The sequence below is a fragment of the Pseudomonas sp. PA-4-8C genome (genome assembly GCF_021606625.1).
Lineage (GTDB): Bacteria > Pseudomonadota > Gammaproteobacteria > Pseudomonadales > Pseudomonadaceae > Aquipseudomonas > Aquipseudomonas lactis.
The window spans coordinates 1-19,726 of record NZ_WKCD01000085.1; the positions used below are offsets into that span (position 1 = coordinate 1).

General features: G+C 61.9%; 17 protein-coding genes. 12 read left to right on the plus strand and 5 right to left on the minus strand.

Annotated features, from left to right (window positions below; all coding sequences use genetic code 11):
• The first annotated feature begins 231 nt into the window (after positions 1-231).
• A complete protein-coding gene (locus tag GIW04_RS14995; RefSeq protein ID WP_003194370.1) occupies positions 232-1,110 on the plus strand; it encodes a DMT family transporter in 879 nt (292 codons plus the stop codon).
• Here the strand turns inward: GIW04_RS14995 and GIW04_RS15000 are convergent, their stop codons facing one another.
• Complete coding sequence (locus GIW04_RS15000) at positions 1,111-2,445, minus strand: MFS transporter (protein ID WP_003194368.1); 1,335 nt, start codon at positions 2,443-2,445, stop codon at positions 1,111-1,113.
• A 226-nt stretch (positions 2,446-2,671) separates the two neighbouring features.
• Between GIW04_RS15000 and quiC the strand changes: the two genes are divergently transcribed.
• Together quiC and GIW04_RS15010 are read left to right on the plus strand one after the other, a co-directional pair.
• Positions 2,672-4,573 (plus strand): 3-dehydroshikimate dehydratase QuiC, encoded by a 1,902-nt coding sequence (gene quiC, locus GIW04_RS15005; RefSeq protein WP_003194367.1) that lies wholly within the window; start codon positions 2,672-2,674, stop codon positions 4,571-4,573.
• Positions 4,574-4,650: 77 nt separating this feature from the next.
• Positions 4,651-5,316: a TetR/AcrR family transcriptional regulator gene (locus tag GIW04_RS15010; protein WP_003194364.1), complete on the plus strand. Its 666-nt coding sequence runs from the start codon at positions 4,651-4,653 to the stop codon at positions 5,314-5,316.
• A 135-nt stretch (positions 5,317-5,451) separates the two neighbouring features.
• Here GIW04_RS15010 and GIW04_RS15015 read toward each other — a convergent pair whose 3' ends face one another.
• Together GIW04_RS15015 and aroQ are read right to left on the minus strand one after the other, a co-directional pair.
• The gene (locus tag GIW04_RS15015) at positions 5,452-6,300 is read right to left on the minus strand and encodes a shikimate dehydrogenase (protein ID WP_120248797.1); all 849 of its coding nucleotides are present in this window, start codon (positions 6,298-6,300) and stop codon (positions 5,452-5,454) included.
• Positions 6,300-6,746: a type II 3-dehydroquinate dehydratase gene (gene aroQ, locus GIW04_RS15020; protein WP_003194361.1), complete on the minus strand. Its 447-nt coding sequence runs from the start codon at positions 6,744-6,746 to the stop codon at positions 6,300-6,302. The genes GIW04_RS15015 and aroQ overlap by 1 nt, the downstream gene beginning before the upstream one ends.
• Before the next feature lie 206 nt (positions 6,747-6,952).
• Between aroQ and GIW04_RS15025 the strand changes: the two genes are divergently transcribed.
• From GIW04_RS15025 to GIW04_RS15065, 9 genes are all read left to right on the plus strand, one after another.
• The gene (locus tag GIW04_RS15025; RefSeq protein ID WP_003194359.1) at positions 6,953-7,474 is read left to right on the plus strand and encodes an RNA polymerase sigma factor; all 522 of its coding nucleotides are present in this window, start codon (positions 6,953-6,955) and stop codon (positions 7,472-7,474) included.
• Between the two features lie 63 nt (positions 7,475-7,537).
• Positions 7,538-8,536 (plus strand): FecR family protein, encoded by a 999-nt coding sequence (locus GIW04_RS15030; RefSeq protein WP_120248798.1) that lies wholly within the window; start codon positions 7,538-7,540, stop codon positions 8,534-8,536.
• 199 nt (positions 8,537-8,735) lie between these two features.
• Positions 8,736-11,390: a TonB-dependent receptor gene (locus GIW04_RS15035; RefSeq protein ID WP_120248799.1), complete on the plus strand. Its 2,655-nt coding sequence runs from the start codon at positions 8,736-8,738 to the stop codon at positions 11,388-11,390.
• Positions 11,391-11,471: 81 nt separating this feature from the next.
• A complete protein-coding gene (locus GIW04_RS15040) occupies positions 11,472-12,092 on the plus strand; it encodes a heme acquisition protein HasA (protein WP_003194354.1) in 621 nt (206 codons plus the stop codon).
• A 170-nt stretch (positions 12,093-12,262) separates the two neighbouring features.
• Positions 12,263-14,011: a type I secretion system permease/ATPase gene (locus tag GIW04_RS15045; RefSeq protein WP_120248840.1), complete on the plus strand. Its 1,749-nt coding sequence runs from the start codon at positions 12,263-12,265 to the stop codon at positions 14,009-14,011.
• Complete coding sequence (locus GIW04_RS15050) at positions 14,008-15,330, plus strand: HlyD family type I secretion periplasmic adaptor subunit (protein ID WP_094774570.1); 1,323 nt, start codon at positions 14,008-14,010, stop codon at positions 15,328-15,330. Before GIW04_RS15045 ends, GIW04_RS15050 begins: the two co-directional genes overlap by 4 nt.
• Positions 15,327-16,655, plus strand: a complete 1,329-nt coding sequence (locus tag GIW04_RS15055; protein WP_094774571.1) for a TolC family outer membrane protein — start codon at positions 15,327-15,329, stop codon at positions 16,653-16,655. Before GIW04_RS15050 ends, GIW04_RS15055 begins: the two co-directional genes overlap by 4 nt.
• Positions 16,656-16,789: 134 nt before the next feature.
• The gene (locus GIW04_RS15060; protein WP_032900884.1) at positions 16,790-17,218 is read left to right on the plus strand and encodes a DUF4160 domain-containing protein; all 429 of its coding nucleotides are present in this window, start codon (positions 16,790-16,792) and stop codon (positions 17,216-17,218) included.
• Entirely contained in the window at positions 17,215-17,679 is a 465-nt protein-coding gene (locus GIW04_RS15065) for a DUF2442 domain-containing protein (RefSeq protein WP_120248800.1), read from the plus strand. The genes GIW04_RS15060 and GIW04_RS15065 overlap by 4 nt, the downstream gene beginning before the upstream one ends.
• A 114-nt stretch (positions 17,680-17,793) precedes the next feature.
• Here GIW04_RS15065 and trmA read toward each other — a convergent pair whose 3' ends face one another.
• The gene (gene trmA, locus GIW04_RS15075) at positions 17,794-18,873 is read right to left on the minus strand and encodes a tRNA (uridine(54)-C5)-methyltransferase TrmA (RefSeq protein WP_032895222.1); all 1,080 of its coding nucleotides are present in this window, start codon (positions 18,871-18,873) and stop codon (positions 17,794-17,796) included.
• The coding region (locus GIW04_RS15080; RefSeq protein WP_236479032.1) for an NCS2 family permease at positions 18,870-19,726 on the minus strand (857 nt) is incomplete at its 5' end. The genes trmA and GIW04_RS15080, both read right to left, overlap by 4 nt.

A 19,726-nucleotide genomic window follows, 5' to 3' on the forward strand; every position in this document is an offset into this window, starting at 1 on the left:
AGGGCAGACAGGGCAAAGAGGATTTTTTTCATAGCGGCAAGGCCTTGGTTAAAAAGTGTGCAACGCCGGGGCGAGCGTGCAGCGTTGGACTCGGATCCATCGATTTAGTGCGCTGTTCGCCCGGTGTTTGGTTATGCTCTTGGGGCAGACTCCGGCCCGGCTGCTAGATTACCGGGTTGAGCGCTACTTGGTTCAGTGCTCAGCGTCCCGCTCGCCACACAAGAGAATTCAATGACTGTCAGTACCCCGCTCTCCGGCGTCAACCATCCGTTCAAAGGCATCCTGCTGATTGTGCTGGCGACGTTTCTGTTCTCCAGCCACGACGCCTTGTCCAAATACCTGGCCGGGTTTTACCCGATCGTGATGGTGGTGTGGGCGCGTTACATGGTGCACACCTTGCTGATGGCCGGGATCTTCCTGCCGCAATCGGGCCTGCGCGTGTTGCGCAGCAAGCGGCCGGGCATGCAGGTGGTGCGGGCGTTATGCCTGTTGGGCACCAGCCTGTTCTTCACCACGGCGCTGCATTACATCCCCTTGGCCGAAGCCACGGCGGTGAACTTCCTGGCGCCGATCCTGGTGACGGCGCTGTCGGTACCGTTGCTGGGTGAGCACGTGACCCGTGGCCAGTGGCTGGCGGTGATCTGCGGGTTTATCGGCGTGGTGATCATCATCCACCCCGGCGGCGAGTTGTTTACCCCGGCGGTATTGCTGCCGCTGTGCTCGGCGTTGTTCTTCTGTTTCTACCAGTTGCTCACGCGCATCCTCAGCCAATACGACAGCCCGACCACCAGCAACTTCTTCGCCGGCCTGTGCAACACCCTGGTGATGAGTGCAATGGTGCCGTTCTTCTGGCAAGTACCGACGCTGTGGCATGCGGTGATGATGCTGGCGCTGGGCACCTGCGGGATGACCGCGCACTTGATGCTCACCCAGGCGTTCCGCTTCGCGGCGCCAGCCTTGCTGGCGCCGTTTGGCTATTGCCAGATCGTGTTCGCGGGGTTGTTGGGCTGGCTGGTGTTCAGCCATACCCCCGATATGACCACGGTGGTGGGTATCGGGGTGATCTGCATGAGCGGGTTGGCCGCTGCCTGGCAGCAGCGGCGGCGTTAGTTAAACGTCTACGGTGGGGATCTTGCGCGGCGCCATGAAGTACATCCACACCAGGGCGATGAAGTACATCGCCGGGATCAGGGTGAACAAGATCGTGTAGTTGTTGTTGGTCACCGTGAGGATGTGGCCGACGATCTGGGTCATGAACATGCCGCCGATGGCCGCGCACATGCCGCCAAAGCCGAATACCGTGCTCATCATGTGCTTGGGCGTGTAGTCCATCACCAGGCTCCAGATGTTGGCGGTCCAGGCCTGGTGCGCGCCGATGGCCAGGGAGATGGCAAACACCGCGACCCACAGCTGGCTGGAGCCGGCCGCCATGATCACGCCGACGATGCAGCAGGCGAACAGCAGCATCGACAACAGCCGCGCCTTGATCGAATTCATGCCACGGCCAATCAGGAACGACGACAGGATCCCACCGCCCACGCTGCCAAAGTCGGCGGTGAGGTAAATGATGATCAGCGGAATGCCCATCTGCGTCACGTTGATGCCCAGGTTGTATTGCTGGTTCAAGAACGGCGGCAGCCAATACAGGTAGAACCAGAACACCGGCGCGGTGAGCGAGTAGGCGAGGGCGAAGGCCCAGGTGCCACGCATGCGCAGGATGCGGCTGAACGGCACACGGGGTTGTTCCGGTTCGACTTCCTGTTGCACGTAGTCCAATTCGGATTGTTTAACGGTGGGGTGGTCTTCCGGGTTGTAGTACTTCAAGCCCCAGAGCACCAGCCAAATACCGCCAAGTGCCGACATGCACAGGAACGCCGCCTGCCAGCCCCACACGTGCAGGATCAACGGCAGCAGCATCGGCGTCATCATTGCGCCGACGTTGGTGCCAGCGTTGAAGATGCCGGTGGCCACTGCACGTTCACCCGCTGGGAACCACAAGCGTGTGGTCTTGACGCAGGCCGGGTAGTTGGCGGCTTCGGTCAGCCCGAGAATAAACCGGCAGACCATAAAGCCGACTGCCGAAGTGGCCAGGCCATGGGCGCCGGTGGCTAGGCTCCACAGCAGCACGGCGCAGAAGAACACGCGCTTGACGCCAACCCGGTCGATTAGGCGGCCTTGCAGCACAAAGCCGATGGCGTAGCCGACCTGGAACCAGAAGTTGATGTTGGCGTAGTCCATCGCCGTCCAGCTCATTTCCTTGGCGAGGATCGGTTGCATCACGCCCAGGGCGGCGCGGTCGATGTAGTTCAAGGTGGTGGCGAAGAACACCAGGGCCAGCATGCCCCAGCGCGTTTTACCCACGGCCAGGGCACCGCGGATCTTGTCGCCGATACCGGCGTGCGGGTTGCCCGGGCGCGCGGCCAGGGCTGGATTTTGCAGAGGCATGAGGTTTGTACCCGTTTTTTGAAATTCTTATGGTGTGTTCTGGGTCTTTGTTACGTGAACGAATTGCCCGGTCGATGGTGCGCAGTGGTTAAAAAGTCGTCAATTCGCCAAAGGGGCTTAGTGTTCGATAATCGCACCAAAAACTAACCGGTTCGTACATTTTAATTGCTGCCTGTAGGCTGGGGGCGAATAATTTGCCACAAACAACAATTGCCGGGAGTCTTCCATGCAACGTTCTATTGCCACTGTGTCCTTGAGCGGCACCCTGCCGGAAAAACTCGAAGCCATTGCCGCCGCCGGGTTTGATGGGGTGGAGATCTTTGAGAACGACTTGTTGTATTACGACGGCAGCCCGCGCGAGGTTAGGCAGATGTGCGCCGACCTGGGCATCGCCATCACTCTGTTCCAGCCGTTTCGCGATTTCGAAGGCTGCCGCCGCGATCGCCTGGCGCGCAACCTGGAGCGCGCCGAACGCAAATTCGATTTGATGCAAGAGCTAGGCACCGACCTGGTGCTGGTGTGCAGTAACGCCTCGGCCGACAGCGTGGGCGACGAACGTATTCTGCTCGATGACCTGAGCCTGCTGGCCGAACACGCGGGCAAGCGCGGCCTGCGCATCGGCTATGAAGCCCTGGCCTGGGGCAAGCATGTGAACACCTGGCAGCAGGTGTGGAACCTGGTGCGCCAAGTCGACCACCCAAGCCTCGGTGTATTGCTCGACAGCTTCCACACCTTGTCGCTCAAGGGCGACCCGAGTGCCATCGCCCAGATCCCGGGCGACAAGATTTTCTTCGTGCAGATGGCCGACGCACCGATCCTGGCCATGGATGTGCTGGAGTGGAGCCGGCATTTCCGTTGCTTCCCAGGCCAGGGCGAGTTTGACCTGGCGGGCTTTCTTGCGCCGATCATCAAAAGTGGCTACAGCGGGCCCTTGTCCCTGGAAATTTTCAACGATGGTTTCCGCGCCGCGCCCACCCGCGCGAATGCGGCGGATGGCTTGCGCTCGTTGCTGTACCTGGAAGAGAAAACCCGCCAGCGCCTGGCGCAAGAAGCGCCCGCTGCGCCAGTGGACATTCTGTTTGAAACCCCGGCGGCCAGCGAGTACGACGGTATCGAGTTCCTGGAGTTTGCCGTGGATGAAAGCCTCGGTGCCAAGCTGAGCAATTGGCTGGAGCGCCTGGGTTTCGCCAAGGCCGGCCAGCATCGCTCGAAGAATGTGAGCCTGTTGCGCCAGGGCGATATCAACCTGATCCTCAACTGCGAACCCTATTCCTTTGCCCATAACTTTTTCGAGGCCCATGGCCCGTCGTTGTGTGCCACGGCGGTGCGGGTCAAGGACAGTGCCAAGGCCCTGGAGCGGGCGGTGGCCTACAAGGGCCAGCCTTATCGCGGCCTGGTCGGCCCCAACGAGCTGGAATTGGCCGCCGTGCGGGCGCCGGATGGCAGCCTGATTTACCTGGTCGATCCCAGCGAAGGCGGGCTTTACGACACCGATTTCAACCTGCAAACGGCCGCACTCGCCAGCGGCGGCTTGCTGCGCATCGACCATATGGCCATGGCGCTGCCGGCCGACAGTCTCGACAGTTGGGTGTTGTTCTACAAAAGCCTGCTGGATTTCGAAGCCGATGACGAAGTGGTGCTGCCCGACCCTTACGGCCTGGTGAAAAGCCGGGCGTTGCGCAGCCGTTGCAGCTCGATCCGCCTGCCGCTGAATATCTCCGAAAACCGCAACACCGCGATTTCCCACGCGCTCTCCAGCTATCGCGGTTCGGGCGTGCATCACATTGCCTTCGATTGTGCGGATATTTTCGCCGAGGTACGCCGGGCCAAAGAGGCCGGTGTGCCGTTGTTGGATATCCCGCTCAACTATTACGACGACCTGGCGGCACGCTTCGATTTCGACGATGAGTTCCTCAGCGAGCTGGCGTACTACAACGTGCTGTACGACCGCGACGCTCAGGGCGGTGAGCTGTTTCATGTGTACACCGAACCGTTCGAAGGGCGGTTTTTCTTCGAGATCATCCAGCGTAAGCACGGCTATGCCGGCTACGGCGCAGCCAACGTGGCGGTGCGTCTGGCGGCGATGGCCAAGTCACGCAGCGGTGCGGCGCGCCAGGCCCGTTTATAAGGGCAGGGCGGGTGCTTCCTTCGGGGAGCGCCTCGGCCCATAATCGGGCCTGCCCAAGCAATCGCCGTGAGCGCACCATGACCCTGACCCCTGACCTCTGCGCTGTGTCAGACACACCGCGCAAGAGTCGCAAGAACAATCCGGAAAAGACCCGCGAAAATATTCTGCAAGAAGCCATTGTCGAGTTTGTTCAGCAGGGCCTGGCCGGCGCACGCGTGGACGCCATCGCCGAGCGCATCCATACCTCCAAGCGCATGATCTATTACTACTTCGGCAGCAAGGAGCAGCTATACGTCGAGGTGCTGGAGAAGCTCTACGGCGATATCCGCAACACCGAAACGCGCATGAACCTCACGGCTCTGGAGCCGCGTGAGGCGATTCGCCGGTTGGTGGAGTTCACCTTCGATCACCACGACCAGAACGTGGATTTCGTGCGCATCGTCAGCATCGAAAATATCCACAACGCCGAGTACGTCAAGCGCACCGAGACCATCAAGGCGATGAACAGCAAAATCCTCGAAGGGCTGGGGGAGACCTTGCGCCGCGGGGCTGAGTTGGGGCTGTTTCGCGAAGGGCTGGAGCCGCTGGATGTGCACTTGCTGATCAACTCGTTCAGCTTTTATCGGGTGTCCAACCGGCACACCTTCAGCGAGATTTTCCAGATCGAGCTGTCGGACGAGGCGATCAAGCAGCGCCATCGGGAGATGATTTGCGAGTCGGTGTTGCGCTACCTGCAAGCCTGAGAACTGATCGTTCCCACGCTCTGCGTGGGAATGCCGACATGGACGCTCTGCGTCTGCTGTCAAAGTCGTGACGCGGAGCGTCACGGGAGGCGTTTCCACGCAGAGCGTGGGAACGATCATGATGGGGTTGCATCCCTAGGTATTCATGCTCTGGAAATGCGCCAGCATCCTGTCTGCATCCGCCACTTCGCCGCTGAACAACTCAAACGCCTTCACCGCCTGAAACACCGCCATATTGCCGCCGTCCAGGGTACGGCAACCCAAGGCGCGAGCGTCACGCAGCAGTTGGGTTTCCAGTGGGAAGTACACGATTTCCGCTACCCACAATTCGGCCCGCAATAACTGCGCTGGCACCGGCGTGCCAGGCAACTTGGCCATGCCCATCGGCGTGGTGTTCACCAGGCCATCGGCCTCGGCCATGGCGTTTTCCAAGTGGCTGCCAACCTGAGCGCGACCGATGCCGAAATGCTCGGTGAGGTTATCCACCAGGTCCTGGGCACGGGCGCTGTCGACGTCGAAGAGGCTCAGTTGCTCCACACCCTCGGCCAGCAGTGCATGGGCCACCGCCGCACCCGCGCCACCGGCACCCATCTGTACCACGCGGTGGCGCGGCACGTTGTGCAAGTTGCGCCGAAAGCCTTCGGCGAACCCCAGGCAGTCGGTGTTATGGCCAATGCGCTTGCCGTCCTTGAACACCACGGTGTTGACCGCGCCAATGCCCCGGGCCTCATCGGAGAGTTCATCGAGCAGAGGCAGGATCGCCTGCTTGCACGGGTAGGTAATGTTCAGCCCAGTGAAGTGCATCAGCTCGGCGGCCCGCAGGAGTTCCGGCAGGGCGCTGAGGTCCAGATGCAGCGGCTCCAGGTCGATCAGGCGATACAGGTAGCGCAAGCCCTGGGCGTCGCCTTCCTGTTCGTGCAGTGCCGGGGTGCGTGAGGCCTGGATACCGGCGCCGATCAGGCCGGCGAGAATGCGTGGTTTCATCAGGTGCGTCCCTTCAGCGTATGGCTGAAATGTTCCAGGGCCAGGTGGTAGCCATGGCTGCCAAACCCGGCCAACACGGCCTTGGCGATTGGCGACACAAACGAGTGATGACGAAAGGCTTCACGGGCGTGCACGTTGGATAAATGCACTTCGATCACCGGCACTTCACTGGCCACCAGGGCATCGCGGATCGCGACCGAGGTGTGGGTCCAGGCCGCCGGGTTGATCACGATACCGGCGCAGCGGTTGCGGGCGGCGTGGATCCAGTCGAGCAATTCGCCCTCGTGGTTGGTCTGGCGAAATTCGATGGTCAGCCCGAGTTTGTCGGCGCTGCGCCCACACAGGGCAGCAATGTCGGCCAGGGTTTCATGGCCATAAGTGGCAGGCTCGCGGGTGCCGAGCAGGTTGAGGTTGGGGCCGTTGAGCACCAGCACGATGGGCGGCATAGAGGCTTCTCCACAGTTCTTATTGGTTGTGGAGTCAAAATGTACTGGTTGGTTAATTTGGTCAATGGATGGCTGCGGATCTGTTCGGTGATCGAACGTTTAATCAAGGCAAACGCTAGGCTCAATCGGATTAGATATCAATTGAAAATCATTCTCGACAACGCTTAAGATGCCCGCCTGTTTCCTCAACATTCCAGGGAGTCGGTTTGTCGGACGTGGATCTCAAGGGCCTGTTTCTCAAGCACGCCGATACGCTGCGCGGGTATCTGGCCCGCAGAGTACGGGACCCGCAATTGGCCGCAGACCTGGTGCAGGAGAGCTTCCTGCGCCTGGCAGAAAAACCGGCCGGTGAGCGTATCGACAACTCCCAGGGTTATCTCTATCGAACGGCGAGCAATCTGCTGATCGACCATATTCGCCAGGAAGCACGGCGCAAGACCGACACCGTGCCCCACGAGGCGCTGGCCGAGATTGAAGATGACGTGGCCGGGTTGGAGGCTCAGGCAATGGCGCAGCAACAGCGGCAGGCATTGAAGCAGGCGCTTTCGGAATTGCCGGCGCGCACCCAGCAGATTTTCCGCTTGAACCGTATCGAAGGCATGACCCACGCTCAGGTCGCCCGGCATCTGGACATCAGCGACAGCAGCGTGCAAAAGCATCTGGCCAAGGCCCTGGCCTATGTGATGCAGCGCTTGCAGGAAGGCGAGGTGACGCCATCCGACGAATGAATTACCGAAAAACGCCAGGCCAGACGTCACAGCGTCTATATAACGAGAATTCGAGATTCACACGTGAATAGCCAGGGACCGCAACAGCACAGCATTACCGAGGCGGCCGCCGAGTGGGCGGTGCGCCTGCACGCCGGTGCCCTGAGCGAACAGGAACAAGCCGAACTGCGCCAGTGGATCGCCCGCGACAGCCGCCACGAAGCGGCCCTGCGGTTTGCCGAGCAGACCTGGGCGGCGCTGGGCGAGGTGCACAAGGACGAGGCTGTATACAGACAGCGCCCGCCCGCGCCCGCTATACCCTTGCGCCGCGCCAAACGTCGAAGGCCGTGGCAACGTGCGGCCGCCGTGGCGCTGGTGCTGGTGGCGGCGGGCATCGGCTGGGTACGCGGGCCGGATGCCTTGCTGCGCTTGCAGGCCGACTACGTCACCCACAAAGGCGAAGTGCGCACGGTGCACTTGGCCGATGGCAGCGTGGTGGAGCTGGATTCCGACAGCGCCATTCGCCTTGAGTACGACGGCGTACAGCGCGGCGTCAGCCTGCTCCAGGGCGCGGCGATTTTTCAGGTGGCACCGATGGCCGGCGAAGAAACCCGACCGTTCGTGGTGCACAGTGCCGGCGGCCAGACCCGGGCGCTGGGCACACGGTTTGTGGTCGAACGTGAACGCGAGAGCCAGGCCTGGGTCGGTGTGCTGCAACACAGCGTCGAAGTGTCAGTGCCGGCGTCACTCAGAAACGGCCCTGCCGAGCAGGTCCTGCAACCGGGCCAGGCTGCGCGCTACAGCCCCCAGGACGGGGTGGTCAGCCTGGATCAGTTTGATGTGGATCGCGCCACCAGTTGGCGCCGTGGTGTGTTGATCTTCGACCGGCAGCCGCTGGCCAAGGTCATCGAGCAACTCAACCGTTACCGCCCCGGGCGGGTGGTGTTGGCCAACGCAGACCTGGGCGAGCGCGAAGTCAGCGGCGTCTTCCGCCTGGACATGCTCGACAGCGCCCTGGCCACCCTGACCCAAGAGCTTCAAGTGCAACGCCTGGAGCTGGCTGGCCTCAGCCTGATCTACTGACCTTCCCCCGTTAAAAACCGATGCCCCTGTAGGCGCGAGCTCGCTCGCGAAAATACCAGGGCACCGCGTTTTCGTTGACGTTCTTCGCGAGCAAGCTCGCTCCTGCAAAAAATATTACTGACTTCCCGCGCCTCGCACGTCTTGCTAGGTGAGAAGTATTCGCATAAACAAAAAATGCTCAGCGCAGGGATCACCACCAATGTCAGCACTCACCAAGGGGCGTACCACCGGCAGCCGCTTAGCCCTGGCCATTCACCTGGGGTTGTCCGCCGTGGCCGTACCGGCCTATGCGCAGCCTCCAGCTGCCACGGCTCAGTCCGCCGTGTTGACGTTCGATATCCCTGCGCAATCCCTCGGCAGTGCGGTGCTGGCCTTCGCTGACCAGGCCGGCCTGCAAGTGTTGTTCGACAGCCAGCGCCTGCACGGGCTGAGCAGCACCGCGCTCAAGGGGCGCTTTGACGTGCAGGAAGGCCTGGGCCGCCTGCTGGGTGCCGCCCCGGTGGAGTATCGCTTTACCGGCGATCGCCAGGTCACCCTGACTCGGGTGGAACAACAAGCCGGTGCCCTGGCCTTGGCCACCACCACGGTCACCGGCCTGCACCCGCAGGATTGGGTGTATTCAACGCCGCGCGCGGTGAGTGTGGTGGGGCGCGAACAGCTGGATCGCAACCCGCCGCGTCATGCCGCCGAGATGCTGGAAGAGGCGCCGGGCGTCTACTCCGCCGTCAGCCAGCAAGACCCAGGGTTGTCGGTGAATATCCGCGGTATCCAGGACTATGGCCGGGTCAATATGTCGGTCGATGGCATGCGCCAGAATTACCAGCAAAGTGGTCACCAGCAACGCAATGGCACGCTGTATGTCGACCCGGAGTTGCTGTCCGAGGTGGTGATCGAAAAGGGCGCGACCTCCACCCAGGGCGGTGCGGGGGTGATTGGCGGGGTGGCCAATTTCCGCACCCTGGAAGCCGCTGACCTGCTCAAGGATGGCAAGCAAATCGGCGGGCGCATTCGGCTCACCTCGGGGCTGGGTGGGCGCAGCAACGGCACGCACTTTATCGGCAGTTCGGCGTTTGCCGTGGGCACCGATGTCTGGGACATGCTGGTGGCCGCCAGCGAGCGTCACCTCGGCGACTACAACCCCGGCACCCGGGGCAGCATTGGCGAGTTGCGTAGCGGCGCGGCGTACATGCCGGCCAGTGAGGAGCGGATCAAGAACACCACCGTTGCCTATTCGGGCTCGGTGATGCGTTCACGCTTGCTCAAGCTGGGGCTCAATCTTCCGGTTGAGCAGCGCCTGCAACTGAGCTACCTGGTCACCGAGGTCGACTACGACGACGTCAATATGATGACCGCCGAAAAGCCCCAGTTATGGGAAAAGCTCGGCAGCAGCAACGTCAAGGCGCAGAACTTCGCGCTCGATTACAGCTATGCGCCAGACAACCCGCTGATCGACTTCAAGGCCAAGCTCTACCATGTAGATACCCGCAACGACCAATCCACCCTGGCCCGGGGTATCAGCAAGGCGTACGACGTCACCTATCAAACCAATACCTACGGCGCGCAGGCGCAGAACATCTCGACCTTTGCCCTGACGGAACTGGCCACCCTCAAGGCCAACTATGGGTTGGAGTTTTTCTACGACAAGGTCCGGCCGGACTCCAACCAGGGGGTAGAGGCGGGCTCGGCGCTGACGGCCTCGGCGGCGGAGAGCATCACGCCCAAAGGTGATCGCGCCATGGGCAGCCTGTTCGGGCGCCTGGACTTCGACTACGACGGTTGGCTGAACCTTAACGCCGGCTTGCGTTATGACCGTTATCGGCTGCGCGGCGATACCGGTTTGAACACCCGTACCTTCATCATCGGCACCACTCGCCAGATCAGTGTGCCCACCACTTACGATGTGGATCGCGAGGAGGGCCGTTTTTCGCCGACGTTTGGCTTGTCGGTCAAGCCGGGTGTGGACTGGCTGCAACTCTTCGCCACCTATGGCAAGGGTTGGCGCCCGCCGGCAGTGACCGAAACCATGGTCAGCGGCCGGCCCCACGGCGGCGGTTCGGAGTCGATTTTCCCCAACCCTTACCTGAAGCCGGAGCGGTCCACGGCGTGGGAAGTCGGCTTCAATGTGCTCAAGGAAGACCTGCTGTTTTCCGATGATCGCATGGGCATGAAGGTGTCCTACTTCAACACCCGGGTCGATGACTTTTCCTATATGGCCCTGGGCGTGCAGCCGCCGGGTTATGGCAACGTCAATATCGGCAGTGCGGCCTATGTGAACAACCTGGAGACCACGCGTTTTCGGGGGCTTGAATACCAACTCGATTACGACGCCGGTTTTGCCTACGGCCAGTTCAACTACACGCGCATGCTTGGCAGCAATCAGTTCTGCAGCAAAACCGCGTGGCTGGGTGGCGTGACCAAGACCCAGAAACGCCCGGGTAACCGTGCCCCGGTGGACGCGATGGTGCCGGACGACGCAGCCAATGCCGGCGTGGGTTGCAGCGCGATCCTCGGCTCCTCCGAACACATGCCCATGGACCGCGGCACCGCCACGCTGGGCGCGCGGTTCTTTGAGCGCAAGCTGGACGTGGGTGTGCGTGCCCGCTACAGCGCCGGCTACTACGTCAAGGGCGCCGCCGGGGTAACCACCTCGCAAACCGGCGTCTACCCCGCTGACTGGAAGCCCTACACCGTCTACGACCTGTATGGCAGCTACCGCGCCACCGACCAATTGACCCTGCGCCTGGCCATGGAAAACGTCACCGACCGCGCCTACCTGGTGCCGCTCGGGGATGTGCTGGCCTTCACCCTGGGCCGTGGGCGCACCGTGCAGGGCACCGTTGAATATCAGTTCTGACCGCTTTTGCCCTGTGACGGGCAAAACCACAGCAGGCACCGGCTTGCTGGGGAGTGACCACCCAATGACTTGGAGTTTTGCATGAGCATTTCTATTTCATACAGCACGACCTACGCCGCCAGCACCGTCGCCCAATACCTGAACGACTGGTCGGCTTACTTTGGTGATCTCAACCACCGTGAAGGTTCGGTGAAAGAGGGTGTGAACACCGGTGGTTTCAACCCGGGGCCGTTCGACGGCACCCAATATGGCGTGACAAGCAGCGTCAGCGATGCGGCGGTGGTGGCTGAAGGCAGCCTGCATTACACCCTGTTCAATCCGCCGACCCACACGCTGTGGGGTTCGCTCGACGGCCTGACCCTGGGCGATACCCTCGCCGGCGGCGCGAGCAGCGGTGGCTACACCATCGCCAACCAGGAAGTCAGCTTCACCAACCTGGGCCTGTCGAGCCTGCAATCCGAAGGCCGCGATGGCCAGGTGCACAAAATCGTGTACGGCCTGATGAGTGGCGACAGTTCGGCGCTGGCCTCGGCCATCGACACCCTGCTCAAGGGCATCGACCCAAGCCTGTCGGTCAACTCCACCTTCGATCAACTGGCCGCTGCCGGTGTGGCCCATCAGGAGCCCGCTGCATTTGCAGCTGCCGATGTGGGGCTGGTGGGTATTCAGGACGCGCCGCACGACTTCGCCTTGGCCGCCTGATGCAAAAAAGCCGATGAAAGATCGCTCTTTCATCGGCCTTGCTCAAACACCGTCGCCGCCCGAGTGCTTGCAGGCCAGGGCGGCGGCGGCTGCAAATTCTGTGGGCGCGCCACAGGTGCTGTCAACGCACCGGGCGGGCCCTTGCTTGAATCTTCAATGGGATGCCCTTCATGACTCGGCCCGGTGCCAAGCGCGCGAATGAGATGCTGGCTGCACTCACCGCCTATAAAAGCGCCTTCTTCAACATTGGCTTGTTCTCGGCGGTGATCAATCTGCTGATGCTGGCCCCGGCGCTGTACATGTTGCAGGTGTACGACCGCGTATTGGCCTCGGGCAACCAGATGACCCTGCTGATGCTGACGCTGATGATCCTCGGCCTCTTCGGCTTGATGGGCGCGCTGGAGTGGGTGCGCAGCCAGGTGGTGATTCGCCTCGGCACGCAGATGGACATGTGCTTGAACCAGCGTGTATTCGACGCCGCCTATGAAGCCCAACTCAAGGGTGGTACCCAGGCGGCGGGCCAGGCCCTGCACGACCTGACCACCTTGCGCCAGTTCGCCACCGGCCAGGCGTTGTTCGCCTTTTTCGATGCGCCGTGGTTTCCGGTGTACCTGCTGGTGATCTTCCTGTTCCACCCCTGGCTGGGCCTGCTGGCATTGGGTGGGGCGTTGCTGCTGATCGCATTGGCCTGGGCTAATCATTATGTCAGCCAGGCACCGATGGCCCTGGCCAGCCAACTGTCGATCAGCGCCAGCCAGCAGGCCACGGCCAACCTGCGCAATGCCGACACCATTGAAGCCATGGGCATGCTCGCTACCTTGCGCGGCCGTTGGTTCAGCCAGCACCAGGCGTTTCTGGTGCAGCAGAACCTGGCGAGTGAAAAGACCGCGATGGTCACCGCGTGGTCCAAGGGCGTGCGCCTGGCTCTGCAATCACTGGTGCTGGGCTTGGGCGCATGGCTGGCGGTGCAGGGCGATATCACCCCGGGGATGATGATTGCCGGCTCGATCCTGATGGGACGTGTGCTCAGCCCCATCGACCAGTTGATCGGCGTGTGGAAACAATGGGGTTCGGCGCGCCTGGCCTATGAGCGCTTGTCGCTGATGCTGCAGGACAACCCGGCGCGGCCGGTGCGCATGAGCCTGCCCGTGCCCAAGGGCCAGGTGAGCGTGGAGCAGATCAGCGCCTGCGCGCCCGGCAGCCGACGTCCGGCGTTGGCAAACCTGGGTTTCAGCCTGCCGGCGGGGGATGTACTCGGTGTTATCGGCCCGTCGGGGTGCGGCAAGTCCACCCTGGCCAGGGTGCTGGTGGGGGCCTGGGCACCCTTGGCCGGCAAGGTGCGCCTTGATGGCGCCGACCTGGCCCTGTGGGACAAGCAACAACTCGGCCCGCATATCGGTTACCTGCCCCAGGACATCCAATTATTCGCCGGCAGCATCGCGCAGAACATCGCGCGTTTTGAAGCGGTGGAGGCCGATACCGTCCTCGCCGCCGCGCAGATGGCTGGCGTGCATGAGTTGATCCTGCAACTGCCCCAGGGCTACGACACGCAACTGGGGGAGGGCGGCGCGGGCTTGTCCGGCGGGCAAAAGCAACGGGTGGCCCTGGCGCGTGCGCTGTATGGGTTACCGGCACTGATCGTGCTGGACGAACCGAACGCCAACCTCGACGAAGTGGGCGAACAGGCGTTGTTGCAGGCCATTGCCCAGCTCAAGCAGCAGCGCCGCACCTTGATCCTGATTACCCACAAACCCAACGTGCTGAGCCTCACCGACCAGTTGCTGATCCTCAAGGACGGCCAGATGCAGGCCTTCGGCCCCACGGCGCGAGTGCTGGAGGCGCGGCAAAAAACTGCGGCAAACAAACCGGTCTCGACCATGAGCATGAGCTACCGCCTCGGTGCAGGAAAACCCGCATGAGCCAGAGCAAGCCCATTTTGCTCAGTGACCCGTCTAACGTGCTGGCGCTGGATGACAAAAAATACTCACGCCTGGGTTGGTGGCTGGTGCTCGGCGGCTTTGCCGGGTTCCTCGGCTGGGCGGCATTGGCTCCGCTGGACAAGGGCGTGGCGGTGCCGGGCAAGGTCATGGTGTCGGGGCATCGCAAGACGGTGCAGCACCCGGCGGGCGGGATCATCGAGCGTATCCAGGTGCGTGACGGTGACCGGGTCAGCGCGGGCCAGGTGCTGTTGCGGTTGAAGCAAACCCCGTTGCGCGGGCAGATGCAGTCATTGCGCAGCCAATACCTGGCGTCGCTGGCCAGCGAAGCGCGCTTGAGTGCCGAGAGTGAAGGCTTGCAGACCATTGTGTTTAGCCCCGAGCTGCTGGCCGATCCCGACGCCGCGAACACCCTGAGCCTGCAACGCCAGCTATTCAACAGCCGTGCCCAGGCACTGGCTACCGAACAGGCGGGCCTGCGTGAAACTATCGCTGGCTTTGAAGCGCAGTTGCGCGGCACGCGGGCCTCCCAGGCAAGCAAGGTTTTGCAGCGCGCGGCGTTGAATGAGCAGCTTCAGGGGCTGCGCGAGTTGGCGCGTGAGGGTTATATCCCGCGCAATCGCCTGCTCGACAGCGAGCGGCTGTACGCGCAAATCGACGGTGCCATCGCTGAGGATTTTGGCCGTATCGGCCAGTTGCAGCGCCAGGTACTGGAACTGCGCCTGCGCATCCGTCAGTTGGGTGAAGATTTTCAGAAGGACCTGCGCAGCCAGTTGGCCGAGACCCGCACCCGCAGCGACGACTTGCGCAATCGCCTGGCCTCTGCCGAATTCGAACTGGCCAACAGCCTGGTCCGCGCACCGGCGTCCGGCGTGGTGGTGGGGCTGCAGGTGTACACCGAAGGCGGGGTGATTCAACCCGGCCAGACGCTGATGGACATCGTGCCCGAAGGCGAGCCACTGCTGGTGGAAGCACGGGTGCCGGTGCAGATGATCGACAAGGTGCACCCAGGCTTGCCGGTTGAATTGATGTTCTCGGCGTTCAACCAGTCCACCACGCCACGGGTGGCGGGCGAAGTCACCTTGGTCTCGGCCGACCGCCAGGTCGATGAGCGCACCGATGAGCCGTATTACACGCTGCGGGCCCAGGTCAGCGCGGCGGGTATGCAGCAACTGCACGGCGTGCAGATCCGTCCGGGGATGCCGGTGGAAACCTTCGTCAAGACCGGCGAGCGCTCGATGCTCAACTACCTGTTCAAACCTTTGCTGGACCGCACCCATATGGCCCTGGTGGAAGAATGAAGGCGTTGTTGTTCACCCTCTGTTTAAGCTGCACACCGACGGCGTATGCCCTGGGTTTGTTGGACGTTTATGATTTGGCGCTGCGCAACGACCCGACCTTTCAGGCGGCGATTCAGGAGCGCGAGGCCGGTGAAGAAAACCGCGTGATCGGCCGGGCCGCATTGCTGCCTAACCTGTCATGGAGCTACAACAATTCGCGCAATGAGTCTGAAGTGACCCAGAGCACGGCAATCGGAAATGTCAGCAGCGACCGCAATTACCGCAGCTACGCCTCGGCCCTGACCTTGCAGCAACCGCTGCTCGATTACGAAGCCTATGCGCGTTTTCGCCAAGGCACCGCCCAGGCGTTGATGGCCGATGAGCGTTTTCGCGGCAAGAGCCAGGAGCTGGCCGTGCGGGTGCTGGGCGCCTACAGCCAGGCATTGCTGGCACAAGAGCGCATCGAATTGAGCCGTGCCCAGAAACGAGCGTTTGCCGAGCGCCTGCAACTCAATGACCGCTTGCTCAAAGGCGGTGAAGGCACGCGTACCGATGTGCTCGAAACCCAGGCGCGACTGAGCCTGGCCCAGGCCGAAGAGATCGAAGCCGTGGATGCCCAGGACAGTGCCTTGCGTGAGTTGGAGGCCATTGTTGGCCAGCCGCTGCAAATTGAAGAACTGGCGCCCCTGGCGCGCCCATTTGAGATCGCGCCGCTTGAGCCCAACCGATTCGAAACCTGGCGTGAACTGGCCATGGCCAACAACCCTGAACTCAAGTCCCAGCACCACGCGCTCGACGTGGCCTCTTATGAAGTGGAGCGCAAGCGCGCCGGGCATTTGCCCAAGGTCAGCCTGTACGCGACCAGCCGCAAGACCCATTCCGATTCAGAAAGCAGCTACAACCAGAAGTACGACACCAACAGCGTCGGCATCCAGGTCAGCCTGCCGCTGTTTGCCGGTGGCTCGGTCTCGGCCTCCACCCGTCAGGCGGCCAACCAACTATCCCAGGCCCAATACGAGCTGGACGCGCAAACCGCTGCCACGTTGGTGGAGTTGCGCAAGCAATTCAACCTCAACACCAGCGGCGCAGCCAAGGTGCGGGCCTATGAAATGGCAGTCAGATCCGCCACGGCACTGGTCACCGCCACCCAAAAAAGCGTCAGTGGCGGCGAGCGGGTCAACCTCGACGTCCTCGACGCCGAACAACAGCTGTTCACCGCCCGGCGTGATCTGGCCAATGCCCGGCATGCCTACCTGCTGGCGCGTATTCAGTTGAAGTATTACGCGGGGTTGCTGAGCGAGCAGGACTTGCGGGCGCTGGCCGGGTATTTCCAACCCTCGGCATGAGTGGTTACAACCCGGCATTCGCCGGGTTTTTTGTGGTGACTAATCTGTGAAACAGCTTCGGGAATAGGAGCCGGTTGTCGGGTGGCAGAGGGAAATTGTTACCTGGCGGAAAATAACCTAACGGATGGGTTACGATGAGAGTAGGCGCTTACAAAGGCTATGTCATTTCGGTGTTTATCAGGGATGAGCATTGCCCGCCCCATGTGCATGTCAGGGGCAAGGGATGGGATGCGCGGTTTCGTTTCAGTTTCCTGGATGGGGAAGTTGAGTTGTGGGACGTAGAGCCTGAACGGAGGCGGCCGCCCATAGCACTTCTGAAGGAGATACACGGGGCGATCATGCAGCGGCACTACTTGGCGCGGGCACGCAGGATCTGGTGGGAAAAACTGCAGACGGTTTGCCTGGAGAATCATTCCTGGAATTGGGACGCTGGCGAGTTGGTCCCGGGGTTGGTCATTCGACAAGGTGTCTACGTCATCGCGAGCGCCAGGCACGACGTCGTAGCGCAACGGACAATTTTGAATCTGGTAAGAGCGCCAGATTGCGTGGGGATTAATTTATGAAAATCATAAAAGCCAAAGTCACACCTTATGTACCTCTCACTGAAGCCGACGTTGACAAGGCAATCGCCCGTGGGCGCAAGTTGAAACGCCTGTACGCCAACGCCAGCAACGTACGTTATGAAAACGACTGCCTCTCCATTGGCTTCAGCGATGGCAGCCGCGTCGTGTTGCCGGTGGCTGGCCTGCCGGAGTTCGAAGGGTTTTCAGCGAAGGATTTCCAGCAGTTGGAAGTGACGTTCGGTGGCAAGGCGATTAGCTGTGAGGCGCAGGACCTGGATGTTTCGATCACAGGGTTGATCGCTACAAGCCAGCCGCTGATGGACCTGGCAACCAGCCTGGTGGCATCGCGCAATGGCCGCAAAAGCAGCGCGGCCAAATCCGCAGCGGCTCGCGCCAATGGCAAGAAGGGTGGCCGGCCACGCAAGGAAGCCCCGCAGCCCCCAGAGACAACAGACACTTGAATAAACAGTAGGAGCGAGCTTGCTCGCGAAAAACCCACAGGCACCGCGTTCATCCAGGAAGCACGCGTTATCGTTGACGTTTTTCGCGAGCAAGCTCGCGCCTACCTTGCAGGTTTATCGGCGGGTCAGCAACACACCCGATTCCATATGGTGCGTCCACGGGAACTGGTCAAACATTGCGCACTGGGTAATCCGGTGCGTGTCGTGCAGTTGCGCGATGTTCGCCGCCAGCGTCTCCGGGTTGCAGGAGATGTACAGGATGTTGTCGAAGCGCCGGGTCAGCTCGCAAGTGTCCGGGTCCATGCCAGCGCGGGGCGGGTCGACGAAGACGCTACCGAACTCGTAGCTTTTCAGGTCGATGCCGTGCAGGCGGCGGAACGGGCGCACTTCATTCAGGGCTTGGGTGAGTTCTTCGGCGGAGAGGCGCACCAGGGTGACGTTATCCACGCCATTCTCATCCAGGTTGCTCAGGGCCGCATTCACCGAGGTCTTGCTGATCTCGGTGGCCAGCACCTTGCGCACGCGGGTCGCCAGCGGCAGGGTGAAGTTGCCGTTGCCGCAATACAGCTCCAGCAAATCGTCCGGGCGATCGCCCAGCGCTTCATAGGCCCAGTTGAGCATCTTCTGGTTCACCGTGCCGTTGGGCTGGGTGAACGCGCCTTCGGGTTGGCGGTAGCTGAAGGTGCGGCCACCGACGTCGAGTTTTTCCACCACATAGTCATGGCCGATCACATCGCGCTTGCCCTTGGAGCGGCCGATGATGCTCACATTCAGCTCAGCGGCCAATTTGTTTGCGGCGCTGTGCCAGTGCTCATCCAGCGGGCGGTGATAACACAGGGTGATCATCGCGTCGCCGGCCAGGGTGGTGAGGAACTCCACCTGGAACAGCTTGTGGCTCAGGGCAGCGCTGGCTTGCCAGGCGGCCTTGAGTTGCGGCATCAACTGGTTGATGCGCTGGCTGGCGATGGGGAATTCTTCGATGAGGATCGGCGTGCGCTTGTCCTCCTGGGAGAACATCGCGTAGTGGCGCTCGCCGCCTTCGCGCCACAGGCGGAACTCCGCACGCAGGCGAAAGTGCTGCAGCGGCGAGTCGAAGACCTGCGGCTCGGGCGCGTCGAACGGTGCCAGCAGGTCACGCAGGCGCGTGACCTTGTCTTGCAGTTGAGCGGTGTAGCTTGCGGCGTCGAAAGTCATGCGTTGAACCAGCCCAGCTTGATCACAAACAGGATCGACAGGATCACCAGTGCCGGGTTCAGCTCACGGTAGCGGCCCGAAAGCAGCTTGATGGCGGTCCAGGCGATGAAACCGAAGGCGATGCCGTTGGCGATGGAGTAAGTGAAGGGCATCGCCAGGGCGGTGATCACCACCGGCGCTGCCACCGTAATGTCGTCCCAGTCGATTTCGGCCAGGCCTTGGCTCATCAGCACCGCCACAAACAGCAAGGCTGGCGCGGTGGCATAGGCCGGCACGCTGGCGGCCAGTGGCGAGAAGAACAACGCCAGCAAAAACAGGATCGCGACCACGACGGCGGTCAAGCCGGTGCGGCCACCGGCGCTCACGCCTGCGGCCGATTCGATGTAGCTGGTGGTGGTCGAGGTACCCAGCAGGGAACCGGCCATGGCAGCGGTACTGTCGGCAATCAGCGCACGGCCCATTTTCGGCATATGGCCGTCCTTGCCCATCAGGCCGGCGCGCTTGGCGACGCCGATCAGGGTGCCGGAGTTGTCGAACAGGTCAACGAACAGGAAGGCGAAGATCACGCTGACCAAGCCGATGTCCAGCGCGCCCTTGATGTCCAGCTGCAGGAAGGTCGGGGCCAGAGACGGCGGTACCGAAGTCACGCCGATGAACGGCGTGAAGCCCAGGACGATGGAGGCGACGGTCACCGCCAGGATGCCGATCAGCACCGCGCCGCGTACGGCCAGGGCTTCCAGCGCGACGATCAGCACGAAACCCAGGGTGGCCAGGATCGGCGCCGGTTGTTTCAGGTCGCCCAGGCCCACCATGGTGGCCGGGTTGCTCACCACGATACCGGCGTTATGCAGGG

Bases quoted from the DNA above. Each gene is read 5' to 3' on its own strand.
- GIW04_RS14995 (WP_003194370.1), top strand. From the start codon at position 232: ATGACTGTCAGTACCCCGCTCTCCGGCGTCAACCATCCGTTCAAAGGC.
- GIW04_RS15000 (WP_003194368.1), bottom strand. From the start codon at position 2,445: ATGCCTCTGCAAAATCCAGCCCTGGCCGCGCGCCCGGGCAACCCGCAC.
- quiC (WP_003194367.1), top strand. From the start codon at position 2,672: ATGCAACGTTCTATTGCCACTGTGTCCTTGAGCGGCACCCTGCCGGAA.
- GIW04_RS15010 (WP_003194364.1), top strand. From the start codon at position 4,651: ATGACCCTGACCCCTGACCTCTGCGCTGTGTCAGACACACCGCGCAAG.
- GIW04_RS15015 (WP_120248797.1), bottom strand. From the start codon at position 6,300: ATGAAACCACGCATTCTCGCCGGCCTGATCGGCGCCGGTATCCAGGCC.
- aroQ (WP_003194361.1), bottom strand. From the start codon at position 6,746: ATGCCGCCCATCGTGCTGGTGCTCAACGGCCCCAACCTCAACCTGCTC.
- GIW04_RS15035 (WP_120248799.1), top strand. From the start codon at position 8,736: ATGTCAGCACTCACCAAGGGGCGTACCACCGGCAGCCGCTTAGCCCTG.
- GIW04_RS15040 (WP_003194354.1), top strand. From the start codon at position 11,472: ATGAGCATTTCTATTTCATACAGCACGACCTACGCCGCCAGCACCGTC.
- GIW04_RS15045 (WP_120248840.1), top strand. From the start codon at position 12,263: ATGACTCGGCCCGGTGCCAAGCGCGCGAATGAGATGCTGGCTGCACTC.
- GIW04_RS15050 (WP_094774570.1), top strand. From the start codon at position 14,008: ATGAGCCAGAGCAAGCCCATTTTGCTCAGTGACCCGTCTAACGTGCTG.
- GIW04_RS15055 (WP_094774571.1), top strand. From the start codon at position 15,327: ATGAAGGCGTTGTTGTTCACCCTCTGTTTAAGCTGCACACCGACGGCG.
- GIW04_RS15060 (WP_032900884.1), top strand. From the start codon at position 16,790: ATGAGAGTAGGCGCTTACAAAGGCTATGTCATTTCGGTGTTTATCAGG.
- GIW04_RS15065 (WP_120248800.1), top strand. From the start codon at position 17,215: ATGAAAATCATAAAAGCCAAAGTCACACCTTATGTACCTCTCACTGAA.
- trmA (WP_032895222.1), bottom strand. From the start codon at position 18,873: ATGACTTTCGACGCCGCAAGCTACACCGCTCAACTGCAAGACAAGGTC.